The sequence below is a fragment of the Pseudomonas sp. KH_024_B2 genome, assembly GCF_057839965.1.
Genome location: NZ_JBYQPS010000002.1, coordinates 255,668 through 271,812 on the forward strand (window position 1 = coordinate 255,668; position 16,145 = coordinate 271,812).

A 16,145-nucleotide genomic window follows, 5' to 3' on the forward strand; every position below is an offset into this window, starting at 1 on the left:
ACTATGGCACTTTCGTTTCACCTTCTTGGGGCTCGCGAGCCAGTCCAAAGCTTCGTTTCTGTTTCGAGCCGGGGCTTGGTGACGGTATCCGTCATTTTCGCTTTTTTATTGCAAGACCTTACTGGATGTCGCAATTGGATGGCACATGGCTATCTACTTGCCTACAATCCGGGCCTTGCCTCTTATCGCGATGGATCCGCGTAGACGACGGTTCGATCGCCTCAGAAAAAGGATTTAGCTCATGTGGCATGATAACGAAACCACGACGGACTACCTGAATTTTGGAGTGGTCGCGGATGCGTGCGCGAGCCTGCTGAAACAAAGTGCCGGCGAGCCCATCTCGATCGGCGTGTCAGGTGGCTGGGGCGCGGGTAAATCCTCCTTGGTGAAGATGATTGCCTCACGCCTGGCCGACCTGCCCGCTGTTAGCGCGACACCTTCTACCACCACCCAAACGGGTTCTGCAGATGCCGCACAGGACTCCCGTTACGTTGTCATCACATTCAACCCCTGGCTTTACCAAGATTTTGAGAGCGCTCGCAGTGCGTTACTGCAGATCGTTGGTGATGAGGTGCTCAAACTAGCCAAGGGTGATAAGACACTGTGGAACAAAGCTGTCGACCTGATGCGCAGGATCAATTTGCTGAAGCTAGTACAGGTCAGCACTGAGGCCGCGCTCACCATCAAGACCGGGCTGCCCATAGGCTCGGTGGGTAAAGCAGTCGTCAAAGCCATGGGCTGGTTCAAATCCCCAACAGGAGATGCTGGAGAAGACCAGGCGGCCGGGGCAAAAGGTGCCGACGCCGAGGGCAGTGATGCCGAAGGGGCTGCAGATTACTTTGGTCTCAAATCGTTTGGCATCTTGAACCCGGCCAATCCCATGTCTCTGCCGAACGAAATCCAGGCATTCCGCGATGCGCTGCAGCAGCTGCTCGGTGAGCTCGGGGTGACCTTGGTGGTATTTGTCGATGACCTCGACAGGTGCCTACCTGAAACGGCCATCTCGACGCTGGAGTCGATCCGCCTTCTGCTGTTCCTCAAGCGTACGGCATTCGTGATCGCTGCCGACAATGACTTCATTCGCGGGGCGGTCAAGAAGCACTTCGAAGGAACCGATATCAACGACGACATCGCGACCAACTACTTCGATAAGCTCATTCAAGTCCCCTTGCACGTGCCTCGTCTTGGTGTGAATGAGGCCAAGGCCTACCTAGTACTCCTTTTGCTCGAGCGCGAGACCAGAGCTGGTGCGTTCGCGCAAGCCAAGTTTGAGGATGCCAAACAGCTCATCCCCAAAAGGCTGAGTCAAAGTTGGCAGGGCGAAACGATCACCACCGAATTCCTGTTTGAGCTCGTCGATGGTGATCTCAGGCTTCAGGAGCTGATGCAGCTTGCCGAGGGGCTGGCGCCACTCATGTTCAATTCCACCGCCATCAGTGCTAACCCGCGCCTGATGAAGCGTTTCCTGAACACCGTATTCCTGCGTCAGTCACTGGCGGCGCCTCAGGGGATCAAGCTAGATGTCCCTGCGTTGGCCAAATGGCACCTGCTTGAACGCTGCAACGAAGACCTCGCCAAAACGCTGTCCTCACTGGTGACTTCGGACAATGACGGCGAGGTATCCATCCTTCTAGAGGCTGAATCTCTTGCCGCCGGCGAAGCAGACCTGCCTGAGAATTTCCCGGATGAGTTTTTTGTGAGGGAGTGGCTGCAGCTAGCCCCTGCGCTGGGATCCAGGGACTTGCGCCCATTGCTTCACCTCAGTCGCGACTCGGCTACCAGAGATTTCGGCGATGACAACATGACGCCTGCTTCGCGACAGCTTCGGGACATGCTGAAGAAAGCATCCAGCGGTAACGACCCACTGACTAAGGCCATCCGGGCCTTGGATACCACGCAGGCCGAGCTCGCGATGGGCAAGGCGTGGCAGGGCACCGCCACCTCTCGCACCTGGAAAAATAAGACCGAGATGGTCATGTTGATCGAGCCCAGCAGAGTGCACCCCTCCTTGGGTAAACGCGCCGCTGCCTTACTGTCTCAAGCGCCAGCGAAATCGGTTGGGCCGGGGATCATTCCCTCTCTTGCCAACCAGTCCTGGGCCACAGATGTTCTCAAGTCTTGGAAGGAAAATTCGGAAGTCGCGGGCAACACGAAGAAAGCAATCGATCTGGCGCTAAGGGATGCAAGCTGATGGGTACCTCAACTTCGAGCAGTGGTGGTAAAGCTGGCTCACCCTTCGATCCAGAGTGGCTGGATCAAGGGGAGGGCGGTGCAGCGGGAGCAGGGAACGGCGACGGCGCAGCCGAAACCGAAGGCACCGATGATACGCCTGATGGCCAAGACGATAATGCAGAGGCTGGACAGGAGTGTGATGTCGCGCCTGATCGCCGGTTCATGCCGGCTCGCGCCAAGCTGGGTAAGTACCTCTCGGGTGGTGGCAGGGATGCGCTCCGTGGTGCCGCCAGCAGCATGATCAATAAGGGGATGGGCGGTTCGGCTCGAGCTGCGCGAACAATGCGCGGAGTTGCTCAGGGCGCCGGCCGTTTGGGCGAGTTCCTCGAAGCCGTCCGGGATGGCAGCACCCAGCAAGCGATCGACTGGCTTCAGCGCGTGCGTAGCCAGAATCTTTCGGCAGAAGACCTGGTGCTTGAACTCATCAAGGAAGTCATGCCTGACACCGGGAGCATCGATGATGAATCGCTGCGCAACGCAGGGTCGGACGCGATGGCCTTGCTGTACCAAAAAGACCCAGATGTCGATGTTTTCGTCCTCACCGATGACCAAATCAACTCGGTCATCGGCTTCACAATCGGTAACGCTGTGTGCAACCGACTCGATGAGCAACTAGGCCAGACCTACGAAAAACTGAAGTATTCGCCCCTTCAGGTGCAAGAGCTTCGAAACGATGTTCAGGAATGGGTACACGGTGAGGTAGAGCGGATTATGGAAGGACTAGCAGGCCAACGATTGGATTGCCAGACCCTGGCGCAAACCGTCCTCCAGGGCGCACTGGAGGTCTTTGCAGAATGATCAAGGTAATTTGTGCCAGAGCTGACCAGCTCCCTGTTGAACTTCAACCGGGCGAACGCGCCTTTTCGTACTTCAAGTCCGCCCGGCGAGAGGGTGTTGGCACCATCGCTAAGGGCTGGCATGGATCGCTCAAGCGCAAAGGCTTCCGGCCTACCTCGGCGACCTGGGATTTCGTTCAGTTTTGCCTAGCGGTGTGTGCAACGGATCTGTGCAGCATGCGCAAGACCAGCGCCGATGGTTGGACGCGGACGATTGAGCTCAGCGTTGGCCTGCATGAACCACTGCGATGGGAACCTTACAGAGCCGAGTTGGAGCAACTGCTCAAGGTATTGACCGGGGATTACTGGACACTGATCTTTACCGGCGCGGGCATGTCACCACCTGAAGGAAAATTCGTTGCCAAACCTCAGGACTCCGTGTCGTTGCTGTCGGGAGGCCTTGATAGCTTGATCGGAGGGCTCGATCTGGTCGCTCAAGGGCGGCGCCCCTTGTTTGTCTCGCAACTGGCGCATGAGGACTCGCAGCGCCAGCGCGATTACGCCCACCTGCTAGGCGGGGATGGGGCCCACTATCAGTGGAGTCACGGCATCAGCTTCAAGGGCCCCAAAGAGCCTTCAACGCGCGCCCGATCGTTGGCGTTCTACGCGTTCGCCGTGCTAGCGGCGTCGCGGTTGGCCGACCCTCGCCCCACGTTGTTCATTCCTGAGAATGGGTTCATCTGCGTGAACCCGCCGCTTGTCCCCGGGCGCGTATCGAGCTTGAGCACCCGCACGACGCACCCTCTGTTCATAGCCAAGCTCCAGCAGGTGCTGGACGGTGTAGGAGTGCATGTGCAGTTAGAATTACCCTATCGGTTCAAGACCAAGGGTGAAATGATGAACGACTGCCTCGATCCGGTGCGCCTGCAGCAGTTGGCCTGGCAGACCACCAGCTGTGGGCGTTTCCGCACCTATAACCGCACGCACTGCGGACGCTGCGTACCTTGTATGATTCGTCGGGCCGCATTCACTGCATGGACGGGAGGGGATGACGCCACCCGGTATGTGTATTCCAGCCTGGTTGGAAGCGATAAGTCCAGTGGCCCGGATGATCCAATGGCTGTGGCTCAGGCTGTCTTGACGACCCGGTCTAAGGGTATCGACAGATTCCTGGGTGCCTCGCTCGCGTTTGCTCCAGTCGGTGAGCGCACGCAGTATCGCTCAGTGCTCACGAATGGCATTCAAGAACTTGAAGCCTTGCTAACTGGAGACGGCGTACTTTGATGGATTTCCATTGCCACCTCGACCTGTACCCCAATGCCCGTGACGTTTATGCGCAGGCACAGGACAGGAACGAGTTCACGTGGCTTGTCACCACCAGCCCCCGAGCATTCAGCGCGACGAGCAGAGTACTGGGTGGAAGCGACAAGGTGCTGATCACTCCCGGACTGCACCCGGAGATCGTTGGCGACCGTCACGCTGAGCTCGACATGCTGCTTGAACAGATCAGACAGGTGAAGGCAGTGGGCGAGGTCGGCCTGGATGGCTCCAAGCGCTTCCAGGCGAGTTACGACGTGCAGCGCAAAGTGTTCGCTGCCGTCGTGGCGCAGTGCACAGCCCTCGGCGGTCGCGTACTGAGCATCCATTCGCGTCAGGCCGTGAAGGATGTGCTGGCGGTTTTGCACGATCATCCCGGCTACGGTACTGCGGTGCTGCACTGGTTCACTGGAACCGCCACGGAACTCAAGGCTGCGGCAGCACAAGATTGCTGGTTCAGCATTGGCCCAGCAGCCTTCAACTCGGCAGCGGGGCAGTCCTTGGCCAAGAGCCTCCCGCGCGATCGGGTCGTCCCTGAAAGCGATGGGCCATTTGCGCAAGTAGATGGCGCCAGCGTCATGCCGTGGAGTGCAGGTCAGACCGCACAGATGCTGGGAAGGGCATGGGACGTCACGCCTGCCGACGCCATGCATATTCTAGAGGCGAATTCTCGTCGGCTTCTTGACCTGATTCGGGCGTAGGGTTGATCAGAGCCAGAAAGCCCGTACAGGCTAGCCAGGTGGGCGGTGAATTGAGGATGGATCATGGAGCAACTGAACCGAGCCAAACGTTACCTGAAAAGGATCGAGAGCCTGTATGCAGGGGTATTTTCATCGATAGGACATGATGAAGAAGAATACTTTGACGATGTCTTATCGTTCTTCATCCACTGCTATCACGTCAGGGACTGGGCACTCCACCAAGACGGGGCAGCCGTGCGAGCGCGAGAGATCGACACGTTCATCAATCTGAATGAGGCGCTCAGGATTTGTGCGGATCTCGCGAATGGTTCCAAGCACTGCAAGCTCATGCGCACACCACGCTCCGGCCACCAGCCAACCATCTCACAACCACAGAAACTTTACTCCACATGGTTTGTAGGTAGTGGCGGTGGAGAGGTACTGCAGTGTAGCTACCGCGTCGAGAGCAATGGCAAGTCATTCGACGTTCGAGAGCTTGCCTGCGAGTGCATCACCTTGTGGGAACAGTTCCTGAATGGCCCAAGGCCGATGGATTGATTCAAACAGCTCGCTGGCCGAGAAATTGAAGCAATACCGCTGCCACGTTCTTCGCAACATCGATCCCGCGACCGATAGGTTCTGGCCCATGCTAACCCAAGCCGCTCAACAGTAGGCTTCAGGCCACCGGGTTGCTCTCCAAACACCTGCTCGAACCAGTCCTTCACGTGGAAGCGGGGGATGCTTTCAAGCAGGCTGCTGGTTTGATTGATGGTTCCATCGCGGCGTATCTGAGTAGCATCGTACTTACCCCAAGACAGCCAAGCAGCGCCGGCGTAGCCGCTCGCGAAACAATTAAGCCGCTGCATGGCGTCGATAAACCCAGAAGCAGAATCGACCTCGCATTGTTCGATGGTCATGAGCTGCCTGCAGGACGGTGTGATTGGGCGGTTTAGGCGAGGGCGAACGAAGCTCTGGAAACTGTCCGCAATGCGCCGCTCTCGTTGAACAATCACGGGCAAGTCGAGCTTGATGGTTTCCATCTCCTCTGGGGTAACAACCAGCCCTCGCGAGGGCTCACCCGGCATCAGGTCATCGCAGGTCATGAGAAACAGAGGGTAGGGTGAGTGCACGCAAGCGGGATTGGAAATAGGCGCACACAGAGGAATGGCTTGGCAACGGCATCACGCAGTTTCAGGAGGTCTGAGAGAAGGTGCACGAGGTTGAGTTGAAATCGAAACAGCCTAATGGCATTGATACATCACCGTTCATCAGTGAGGTACAACAATGCGTGGAAGTTACAGCAGCTCGTCTGCCGGAATCTTGACTGTTTGGCCGTGGTTTTGTGTTTCTGCGCCGTGGTCACCTTGGCTGACCAGGTACATCTGGACATCGCCACTACCGGTGCTGTCTTGGGAAGGCTGGGTCTAGCCTGGCACTTAGGGTACTGCCTGGGCCGAAGGGCTGCTAGGCGTGGGCCTCAGCTACAGCTGGCCAGGGTGCCTCGGGCTATCCTGGATCGCACTCATGCCCGCATTCAGCGTTTGGCTTGACGAGGATACCTGCGGCTGGCTCGAGCCTTTTTGGTCTCAATGGGTAGGCGTGGTTGCAGTAGCGCTTCTCGCGTTTCGCATCAGATCAATCGTAGAGTAAGTCTGATCGAGGCGTGACCATGAACACCTCAGACTGGGGTCGAGGCGCGCCTTGCGATCGATGGCTTCATCAACGATTTGAAATCGCCTCAGCGGCGTCTTAGGCGGCCGCCGCTGTCGTTCATCACCATAGGCAATCAGTGTCAGACAGCAAGTACTCGGCTTGAGCATTCGACAGGTTCGATAGGTACTAGGCGAACATTCTGAAAAACCAAAGCTCTACGATCTTTCTTATCCACCCCTTGCGCTGGATTTTACTTGATGCACACTCATTTTCTGCATGATACATCTGCACCGCCGCCTCCATTTCATTCACGTACCTATGAAACTCGCAAACGGCATACTCCAAAAAAACCTCGTCCATCAAGACACCGTCAAAAATGTTGACCGATATTCCCTTAGTTTTGCGAAGGGCTGACAACATCCTTTTCTCCGAAGAGTTCTTCCTGCCTTTGCGCGTGCTTGTTACCCTATAGCCCTTAGCGGTGCCGTCGCTGTGAGCCATTACATTCCTGATAACAGTCAGATGATCCAGGTCTGCGATGCCTTTGCCGCCAATGACCTTTTTCAGCATCGAGTGAGCCTTTTCTATTGGCCCCATACCCTTGAGCTTTCCCTCAAAGCCAGTGAGTTCAAGCATAAACCCCAAGCATTGACTCATACGGTGTTCGAACAACCCAAACATCGTAAGAAATGCTGAGCGTCGCGTGAGTTGGGTGATCATAAACTTATGCGTCATTAGCACTTCGTCATAGTCATAACCGACAGAAGAGCCGCATGAGTAGAAAGTCCGTTGCCGCACGTAGCTTTCACCATACTGATCATAAGCTTCTTCTTCGTGCTCATGCTCTTTTACTGCGCCTTGCTCGTCCGCCTCTTTAAGTGCGAGCACCACATTTTTTTCAGCCTGCTCTGCAAGCATTCTCATGACAGAGATGGACTCACTGATGGCACACATATGGACACTGAAAATAAAGTCAAGCTTGGCCAAATTGCCTCCCTGCAGGCTTATTTTGAAGACACACGATAAGACACACGATTTTCTGGGCAGACTCGAGGTCTGCTCCAGACTACATAATCCGTCAGCGTCTTCATATCCCAGCCTGAGCTGACGCCCACACAGACCTCTGCGCATCGAGTGCGCGCCATAGATCTCAGAGCGCAGGCCGCATTGCCCCACGATCAATCGTCCTAAACAGAGGGGCCACGTGGGCAGGGCCTGGCAAGCCATAAACTCCAGACGTGCGAGTACCACCGCAGGTGCACTTTGTCCAAATTTTTGGAAGTGAGGAGCTTTCTTTGGAGGCAAAGAAAAGGTGGCGGCGACGCCGCAAAAGCGGGGCGCCCCTCTCCACCAGTCACTCGATGCCATCTCAATGGCATGTCATCAAAGCCAGAAAAGCGCTAGAAGCGGCCCGAAAATCTGCGGTAGCACTGCGGGCGCACACCGCCGTTAAACCACTGAAAATCTCGAAACGATAATGCGGTGCCGGCGGTGAAATGTAGGATTCAGGAGGCCAAGTTCCTGTATCCATTGAAGATAAGCGCTGTGTTAGGCCTGATCTGCGCGTCACGCGTTGTGGTTCCGAAGCTGAAATGCCACCATGAGAACCAGCTGGCGAAGATGGCCGCTGAACATCGCGTTGTATCAGGAACAGGGAAGAATGGAATTTCACATCGTAGGAAGGGAAGAAAAATTCCCGAGTGGCAAACCCAGTACTGCTTACCTGAAATATGACCGCTGGAACGACCACAGCTTTGTCACAATGTTTTATGTCATCGCGTACGACGAATCTGGCACGGCTCACAACCTTGAGAATGTCAAGATTGGATTCAAAGGGCAGGATACCGCAACAACCACACGCTCCAAACTTCCAGATTCTTTTCAAAGTCTCCCAGAGGGCTTCTTCTCACTCGGTACCAGCGTGGAGTACTACCAAAAAATCGCGAGCCTATCCTCCGATGATTTGCGGTTTGACTTCCTCCGAGGGATGAATGACATCGTTGCCAACCCTGAAATCCTGGAAGCGATAATAGACGAGCCCGTGCTGTCAATCTCGTTGTTGCGCAATGTCAGCTTGGCCAGCGTCAAGAATCAATTTACGCGAGTCCTACTTGGTGGTGCTGTCAGAACCAATTTTTCTTTCGTCTACACGAAGCAAGCGGATAGCTCTACCGCCGGCATTGAGTTGAGTTTTGATGTGAATGTTGATTCGACGCCCCTGACAAATGTGCACGCGCTAATCGGGCGAAACGGCATCGGAAAGACCACCATCCTCAATGGCATCACCAATGCCATCCACAATCGCCACGCTGGTGCAGATGCCATCTACCAAGTTCAGTTTTGGGGGCAACAGCGAGCGATTATTGCCCCTGATTTTTTCAGCAGCGTAGTGCTCGTATCCTTTAGCGCATTTGACCCCTTTGATCCACCTCCAGAGCAGCCCGATCCAGCCAAAGGCACCTGTTTTTTCTATGTAGGGCTAAAGTCAAAAGGCGAGGACGCATGGCATGAGTTAAAGCGCCGGGACGCTCTCAAATCTGACTTCATTGACGGAATGAGAGGGTGCCTGCGGGAAACGCATAAGCGAAACCGTTGGCGACAGGCCGTCAAAACTTTGCAAACTGATGAGAATTTCGCAGGTTTGGGATTCGACAGGCTCTTGTCTTTGAGTGGCGAGGAATGGAGCACGGCGGCCAACGAAATCTTTTCGAACCTTAGCTCAGGCCATTCGATCGTGCTGCTGACTATCACCAAGTTGGTCGAGCGGGTCGAGGAAAAAACTCTCGTCCTGATGGATGAGCCCGAAAGCCATTTGCATCCGCCACTGCTATCGGCATTGATTAGGGCGTTGAGTGAGCTGCTTCTGGATCGCAACGGTGTAGCGATCGTGGCCACGCATTCGCCGGTGGTGCTCCAGGAAATTCCTGCGTCGTGTGTCTGGAAAATTCATCGGTCTAATTTGGTGGCGTCAGCGCAGCGGCCAACAGTTGAAACGTTCGGCGAGAACGTAGGGATTCTTACCCGGGAAGTTTTTGGATTGGACGTCGCATCCTCGGGTTTTCATACACTTCTTGCAGCTGAAGCTGCCGAGGGACATACCTTTGAGGTGATCCTTGGAAAATTCGGTGGGAAATTGGGGCTTGAGGGGCAGGCAATTCTTCGGGCGTTAATCGCTGAGCGTGATTCAAAGGTGCAGGCATGAAGCAATTGTTAGCCCCGAGTTGCACTCCTGAGGAGGCCTACATGGCCTGCACCTCTGCGATAATTGATGATCATCAGAGAGATAGAATGAGGGGTATTCTTCCAGGTATCACAGCCAACGCCGCCGAATTTATCGAAAGAGTCGCCGCCGGATCCACGTGGGAGTTACCCTCATTGAGGTTGGCCAGGGGGGATGATCCCATCGTGATCGATGACATTCGAAAAAGCGAGCTCGTTCACCTCTACGAATACTACATGGTGCAGCGAGAACCTGGCCGAGCACTCTACGACTCTATTTTGGTGGCTGCAGGTGACCATTGTCCTACATGTGGAGGAATAGGACGACCGCGAACCCTGGATCATTATTTGCCAAAAGCCAACTACCCGAAGCTGGCTATCGTTCCCCAAAACTTGATCCCTGCCTGCCGTGACTGCAATACCGACAAACGCAACCCCTTGATTGACCACCCGCATCGGCAACCGCTTCACCCATATCTGGACAAACGACAATTTTTCGAGGAAAGGTGGATCAGTGTTTCCGTATCTCACACCAGCCCTTGCTCAATCATCTACAGCGCCAGTCCACCTGATGACTGGAATGATGAGGACAAGGCAAGGGCAGTTAATCATTTTGACCTGTTCGGTATTGCCGAGCGGTACAGCATCCAAGCGGGATCAGAACTCAGCATGCTGATGGACATGGGTGCGAACTATTTCAGCAGGCAGCCCCCCGAAGCTTTCTCTGACTTCCTTCGTTCAGGCGCTCAGGTGACTGGTTTGGTGATCAATGGATGGAAAAAAGTGCTTTACGAAGCACTAGCGGATGACGTCTGGTTTTGCAACCGCAGTTATCGGTAGACGTTTTCTAACTAGCTCCAGCGCTGCGCACGCAGGTGAGGAACCGCTTGGGATGTCGCTTCGTCACGATGCCCTGCAAAGGATCGGTCTGATCGAGTACAAGTTAGAGCGATGAGGCGGTTGGTTGCTCGTCCATTGAGTGGCGACCAGTTGTCTTTCAAGCGAGCCTGATAGATATCTAGCGATCTAGGTCAGAAGGTTGATATTGAGTGCTCTACCGTTTTCAAAAAAGGTAGTAGCCCGCGACCCGATGAGATGAGCTTCAAGTGTTCAGAAGCCTTTTTGCAGGTTGAGCAGGGCACTGACACGCACAAACACCGAGCTACAACGGTGGCCGGATGACTCGATCGTTCGTTGCTTTCAAGATGTAGTTGACGAGAATAATACCGCGCGGTTGTCAGGATTGAACAATTCCATGCTCTTGCCCGGCGACGCTCTACGTCGGCGAATGCTAGAGAGCATCATAGCTTCCGTGTTCTGGTAAATCAGCTTGGAATTTGAAGGGTAGGGCGGATTACAGCTAGCCGGTATACCCTTGCCCACGAACGCCGTCCAGGACAAGCGGAGTTGGGAAGCCCGAAAGGAGTTTAGCGTTCCCCAGAGGAGTGGACGCCTTGATAATGCGTGCGTCAACGCCATGAATCCAAGGCACTGGCGTTGCAGCTAAAACCAACACCAGCGGAACAGGTCACTGTCCCGCCGGAGTAGGTGCATCAGGGGCTCACGATGACTTTGATGTCCGATCCCGAGATGCTTTTGATGTATGAGTAGCTTGTTCCCAATACAGCAAGCTGTTCCTTTGACACCTTCTTCGCTGATATCGCGGGCTGCACGATCACAAATTTGAAGATCAGCTCGTGGTCGTGGCACTTGTTGCGGAGTATCTCCAGCTGCTGAGGCGTGCCTTTGAGGATTCTGTCGAAATCCTTCAGCAATCCTTTCTGGTACCGATCCATCAGTCGGTTGAAGAACTTATCTCCCGTGTACAGCCATTTCACCGACCTCGACGCCTGACCGCATACCTCATAGACGTCTTCAACGCGTGCCCCGGGAGCAGCCACGCCCTTCGTCATAGGGCAGAATTTGCAGTGGTAAAGGTCTACATAGATGGCGTCCTTGCTTTCTCGAATTGCCACCAAGTCAGCGATTTCGCCTTTGCCGTCATCATTGAATACGATCGAGTAGTCATCAGCGATCTTGTCAAAGGTAAAACCTTGTACTGAATCCTTACGTCGCTCTGCGCGCATAGACTCTTGATGGATTTTCGTCGCTCCCCAATCCCAGGGTTCGAGCAAACCGGCAGGCAGTTTTACATCCATACTGTTGAGCGAGTACTGACGATAATTGCCCTGCACCATGGATCCGTCGACCTTGAGCAGTACAAGCGGGTCTCCATCCAGGTAAGAGTCGAGCGGCATTTCGTGGGGGTAGAGGATCTTCACACCTGGGCAGGACGTCTTGTATGCGTCCTCCAACAGCCTGACAGAGATGGTAGTGAGGCGACGCTCCTCGCCATCGTTGCCCGCGACCAAAAGGGGGATCTCCAACGTCTGCGGGTCACTGTACTCAGGCTTACCAAGCTCGACGTCGAGAAGGTTGAAAGTTTCCCCTTGAAAATACAGCGAGATCCTTTGTTCGTTTTCTATTGCGATCGACACAGGCCAGTCGGCGTAAAATAGGCCTTCCGGCCACTTGCCCTTGATCTGCTCCATACGCATGACGTTTTTGAGTACGTCACCAGGGTCAATGGTGTTGTCGTTCAGCTTGACCGCCATGCGCTTGCACCACTCGACCCAGTAGTCGATCGGAGAGGAACTCATCTCCCAGATCTTGCCCTTGTGCGAGCAGCCCACGGTGGTTCGTTCTCCACCCTCAAACCCGGTGGCGAAGATGTTGGACTTCGTAGCGTTGCCTTTCTCAATGTCACTAATCACTTGGTTGATATCGCGCCCCACGTGCATCGTGAACCGCAGGTCTTTCCTGGCGCGTGACAGGCCAACGTTCTGCAGTTTCATCAGCTTGATGTCATGGAGCGTACGGAAGGCCGGCTCACCATTGATGCGACGAGAGTCCTTGGCCACCAAGTTCAGAAAGCGAGTTGTCTGGGTGTCGTCACCCGAGGTGTGAATGAACAGGGTTTTCTGCGCTTTGTCATAGAACGCGATGTACAGATTCCAATTGGTATCGACGATTTCTTCGGTCTGAGCCCACCCAACCAGTGTCTCTCTCCGAGTCACGGCAATCACTGTATCGGCCTGATCGTTGATCGAGATGTACTGCAGCGTTTCCCTGCGTCCATCAAGATCCTGCGCCCGCTGTGGTCTCCAGTCTGAGGGAGAAACGTGGTATGCCACCGCGCTGATTTTGGGATTCGGATTCAGGCCAAAAATCACTTGGGCGTCGTCCCCGTCGGCGAATTGCTCATTAAAGTCCGCCTTCTTAATTTCCCGGCCGACCTTTTGCTCGCTCACGTTGCGGATGACTGCACCCCAATCAGCACTCTCTTTATAGAGGTCTGCCATCTGGTGGTCGGTCTTCTGGTTAGCGATGTTCGCCACGAACTTAGCATCACCAAGGGCGGCATCAACCCTCGTCAGCCGGCCAATGAATTGAAGTGTAACAGCAGGACTTTGGTGCTGATCATGAATGGCCGCGATCTTGAGTTCGGGCAGATCGAAGCCTTCCCCAAGCATGTCAACGCAGACGATGATCCGGTGCTTTTTTTTGACGATCTCCGCCATCACCTTGGCTTGGTTTGGCACCTTGCTATGGATCAGCACGGGGGTCAGGTCGGCGTGCTGCTTATAAAGCTCGAACAGGTCAGTCGCCCGCTTGTGCGACTTGGCCCGCACCATCATCAGATGGTTATATCCAGCCTCGAGGTCAGCCCTCAGCAGCTCAACAGCTTTGTCTGCGATGGCCTGATCGGACAGCTTGAGGTTGTATTCTCGTACTGGATGGAACTCGATACCTTTGAAATAGCCGTCAAGCTGCGCATCCCGGAGCGGGTAGTTGTAGATGATCTTGCCGGCCAGAGCCAGACCATCCTCCCGGAACGGCGTCGCTGTGAACTGAATACATGGTTTGCCCCTGAAGGCTGTTCTGATTCGATTCCAACTGGCTGCCACGACATGGTGAGCCTCATCGATCATCAGATGGCTACACATGTTCACGAGCGCCCCCAAGGCGGCGTCTTCAAATAACAGCAGAGCCTGGGGAGTGGCCACAATGATATTGGCGTTAGCCAACGCAGCAACCTGCGCTTCAGACAGCACTGAATCGATGGCTGCAACGATAGGATTGCGCGCCTTGTCCGATACGGCCCCAACGGTGCGAAGCGTCTTCATCTCCGTGCACTTGCCCACCAATTGCGTACGGAGAGCGTCTGATGGAACCAGGATCAATGTTCTTGCCATTCTAGCAGCGATGATAAGCCCGAGCATGGTGTCAGTCTTCCCTGTCCCTGTGGGCATAACCACCGTAGCGGTGGAGGAGGGGTCGACCACCAGATGCCCCAGGGTGGCGTAAAGCGCAGCCAACTGCGGTTTGCGCAACCCAGGTGCATTCGTTTTGGGATCGTCGAGACTGAAGTTGAACAGGTGGGTTTGCCAGCTCTGGTACACATCCGAATGCGTTATGACTACATCGTCCATGGCGATTACCTGGGGTAAATAAACTCAGGGGAGGGTGGCGATATGGTAGCACGCCGTAATCGTATCAATGACTTGACTCGGGCCAACGCAAGGGCAAGCCGCATCGCCCTCGCGTTCTAACCATCCGCCTCAATGTGTCGGACTGGCGTTGAACAATCGAACTGCTTTGAGCAAGCGGAGCACGCAGGCGTGGGAATGAGCGCCCACAGAGCCGAGACACCGCGCGCGGAGGGGGCACGATTCACGCCAGCCGTCCCGGTAGGGTGCGCACCATCGTAATGCAACGATGTGGCTCGAGCTTTCTGAACCTCCATGGCCGATGAGCAGGTGCTTCCAGGGACGAAGTGCCCGCTTGGCGAATGGCTTGATTTACGACCTACCCCAGTAGTCGCTGAGGAGCAATGTCTTGGAGAAGATGGCGTTCACAATAATGTCGCGTGGCTGATGCATAGATTCAGCCCGCGAGCAAAGTAGTACAACCAACTCAACTAAATGACTATTTAGTTGAGTTAAAAAGGTTTCATAGGAATACCCTCGAAAAAAGTAGGGCAGACATTCTAGATACTAACCACGCCACGCAAAGAAACGTCGGTAGACACTTTCCGCGTTTGATTTTCGCACAAGCCTGATTACGTCCTCCATCCGCATCGTCCTTGCGCTGTGGTGCATACTTGTTTCTCGCAACCAGAATAGACTCGCCTTACGGAACCCTGAGTCAGGCGAGACTTCATATCCGCTTTCGGTAAGCCGATCAATGACGAACTGACATACAGTCCGGAATAAAAGTCTCGCATGAGTTGAACTTATCGAACCTTTCCCACGAATCTTCCCGAACAACAATGTGTGATCACGCTCCAATGGAAGGGATTTTCGGCCAAGTTTTTCACGATAACGATTCACATACTTAGCTACAAACTCAGGATGGATTTTCCATGCTCGATTGCTCGGGAAACTGTCCACATCTAAATCGTAAGTCCCATCGCGCATGAGCCCCAGCGCACTGAACGTTAGTTGCCCCCCTAAACTGTCGATCTCAGATGGCTGCATCCTAAGATAATAAACTGACGCGATCATGAGTAGCGTACGTTCATTTTGGATTTCCTCATCTGCCATGTCGCTGAGCGTCAACATCAAGACCGCAAACTCTTCGTCAGTGAAAACATTCGCACCTTTGTGAATAGGAAGATTCATAGAGTAGATGCCGGCAGCGTGCAGCCTTCGCGCAGGGTTGACTGGTATAATTCCACTGTCGTGCAGATGCAGAAAAAAAGTTGCGACCACAGACCACTGTTTAGCGAGCGCGCCTCTACCAGCTATGTACGTTAAGCGAGTACCGTCTTCCCCAATAGACGTCTGATCAAAGCTAAACGGACGCCATGTGGGGCGAAATTCTATTACCTGTCTCAGTTTGCCGAGAGTGAATCGCCGACAAGACTTATCTGCCACCCAGGAGTCCGGGGGAGATGTGCAGAAACTCATAAACTCTTGAATGTCATCTTCATTCAAATCAGTTATGGTTTTTTTTGCCTCCAAAATACTCCAGAGTAAAAGTCGCTCGATATACCTTCGGTAGTTTGAATAGCGCGTAGATTTGGCATGCTTAATCAAAAACTGCTTAACGAGCACGTAGCTTTTTGTTGGCATACTGCTGGCTGGGCAACTGTTGAGAAAACGCTGAATTACAGGCAGCTCACCATCAAGGGTGTCTGGGTCTAGCCGTGAAAATTCTTCCAGCGCTTCAAAGCAAGGACGGGGCATTGATTCCATGATTTTTT

General features: G+C 54.3%; 10 protein-coding genes. 7 read left to right on the plus strand and 3 right to left on the minus strand.

The features are described from left to right. Positions 1-241: 241 nt before the first annotated feature. The 5 genes from AC3I0A_RS28460 to AC3I0A_RS28480 all read left to right on the plus strand — a co-directional run bounded on the left by AC3I0A_RS28460 (position 242) and on the right by AC3I0A_RS28480 (position 5,563). Positions 242-2,191, plus strand: a complete 1,950-nt coding sequence (locus tag AC3I0A_RS28460; protein ID WP_053160619.1) for a KAP family P-loop NTPase fold protein — start codon at positions 242-244, stop codon at positions 2,189-2,191. After that, positions 2,191-3,030 (plus strand): hypothetical protein, encoded by an 840-nt coding sequence (locus AC3I0A_RS28465; protein ID WP_053160620.1) that lies wholly within the window; start codon positions 2,191-2,193, stop codon positions 3,028-3,030. Before AC3I0A_RS28460 ends, AC3I0A_RS28465 begins: the two co-directional genes overlap by 1 nt. After that, entirely contained in the window at positions 3,027-4,292 is a 1,266-nt protein-coding gene (gene qatC, locus AC3I0A_RS28470) for a Qat anti-phage system QueC-like protein QatC (protein ID WP_053160621.1), read from the plus strand. Before AC3I0A_RS28465 ends, qatC begins: the two co-directional genes overlap by 4 nt. Continuing rightward, positions 4,292-5,026, plus strand: a complete 735-nt coding sequence (gene qatD, locus AC3I0A_RS28475; protein WP_053160622.1) for a Qat anti-phage system TatD family nuclease QatD — start codon at positions 4,292-4,294, stop codon at positions 5,024-5,026. Before qatC ends, qatD begins: the two co-directional genes overlap by 1 nt. A gap of 63 nt (positions 5,027-5,089) precedes the next feature. Beyond that, positions 5,090-5,563 carry a hypothetical protein gene (locus AC3I0A_RS28480; RefSeq protein WP_489378820.1) on the plus strand — a complete coding sequence of 158 codons (474 nt, stop codon included), beginning with the start codon at positions 5,090-5,092 and terminating at the stop codon, positions 5,561-5,563. Positions 5,564-6,844: 1,281 nt separating this feature from the next. Here the strand turns inward: AC3I0A_RS28480 and AC3I0A_RS28485 are convergent. Further along, positions 6,845-7,645 carry a hypothetical protein gene (locus AC3I0A_RS28485; RefSeq protein WP_177330208.1) on the minus strand — a complete coding sequence of 267 codons (801 nt, stop codon included), beginning with the start codon at positions 7,643-7,645 and terminating at the stop codon, positions 6,845-6,847. 673 nt (positions 7,646-8,318) lie between these two features. On the opposite strand from AC3I0A_RS28485, the gene AC3I0A_RS28490 reads away from it, so the two are divergent. Continuing rightward, positions 8,319-9,860 (plus strand): AAA family ATPase, encoded by a 1,542-nt coding sequence (locus AC3I0A_RS28490; RefSeq protein WP_053160624.1) that lies wholly within the window; start codon positions 8,319-8,321, stop codon positions 9,858-9,860. Continuing rightward, complete coding sequence (locus AC3I0A_RS28495) at positions 9,857-10,717, plus strand: HNH endonuclease (RefSeq protein WP_256220691.1); 861 nt, start codon at positions 9,857-9,859, stop codon at positions 10,715-10,717. Before AC3I0A_RS28490 ends, AC3I0A_RS28495 begins: the two co-directional genes overlap by 4 nt. Before the next feature lie 713 nt (positions 10,718-11,430). Here the strand turns inward: AC3I0A_RS28495 and AC3I0A_RS28500 are convergent. Next, positions 11,431-14,370: a DEAD/DEAH box helicase gene (locus AC3I0A_RS28500; RefSeq protein ID WP_489378821.1), complete on the minus strand. Its 2,940-nt coding sequence runs from the start codon at positions 14,368-14,370 to the stop codon at positions 11,431-11,433. A gap of 564 nt (positions 14,371-14,934) precedes the next feature. Continuing rightward, positions 14,935-16,137: a hypothetical protein gene (locus tag AC3I0A_RS28505; protein ID WP_489378822.1), complete on the minus strand. Its 1,203-nt coding sequence runs from the start codon at positions 16,135-16,137 to the stop codon at positions 14,935-14,937. Between the last annotated feature and the right edge of the window lie 8 nt (positions 16,138-16,145).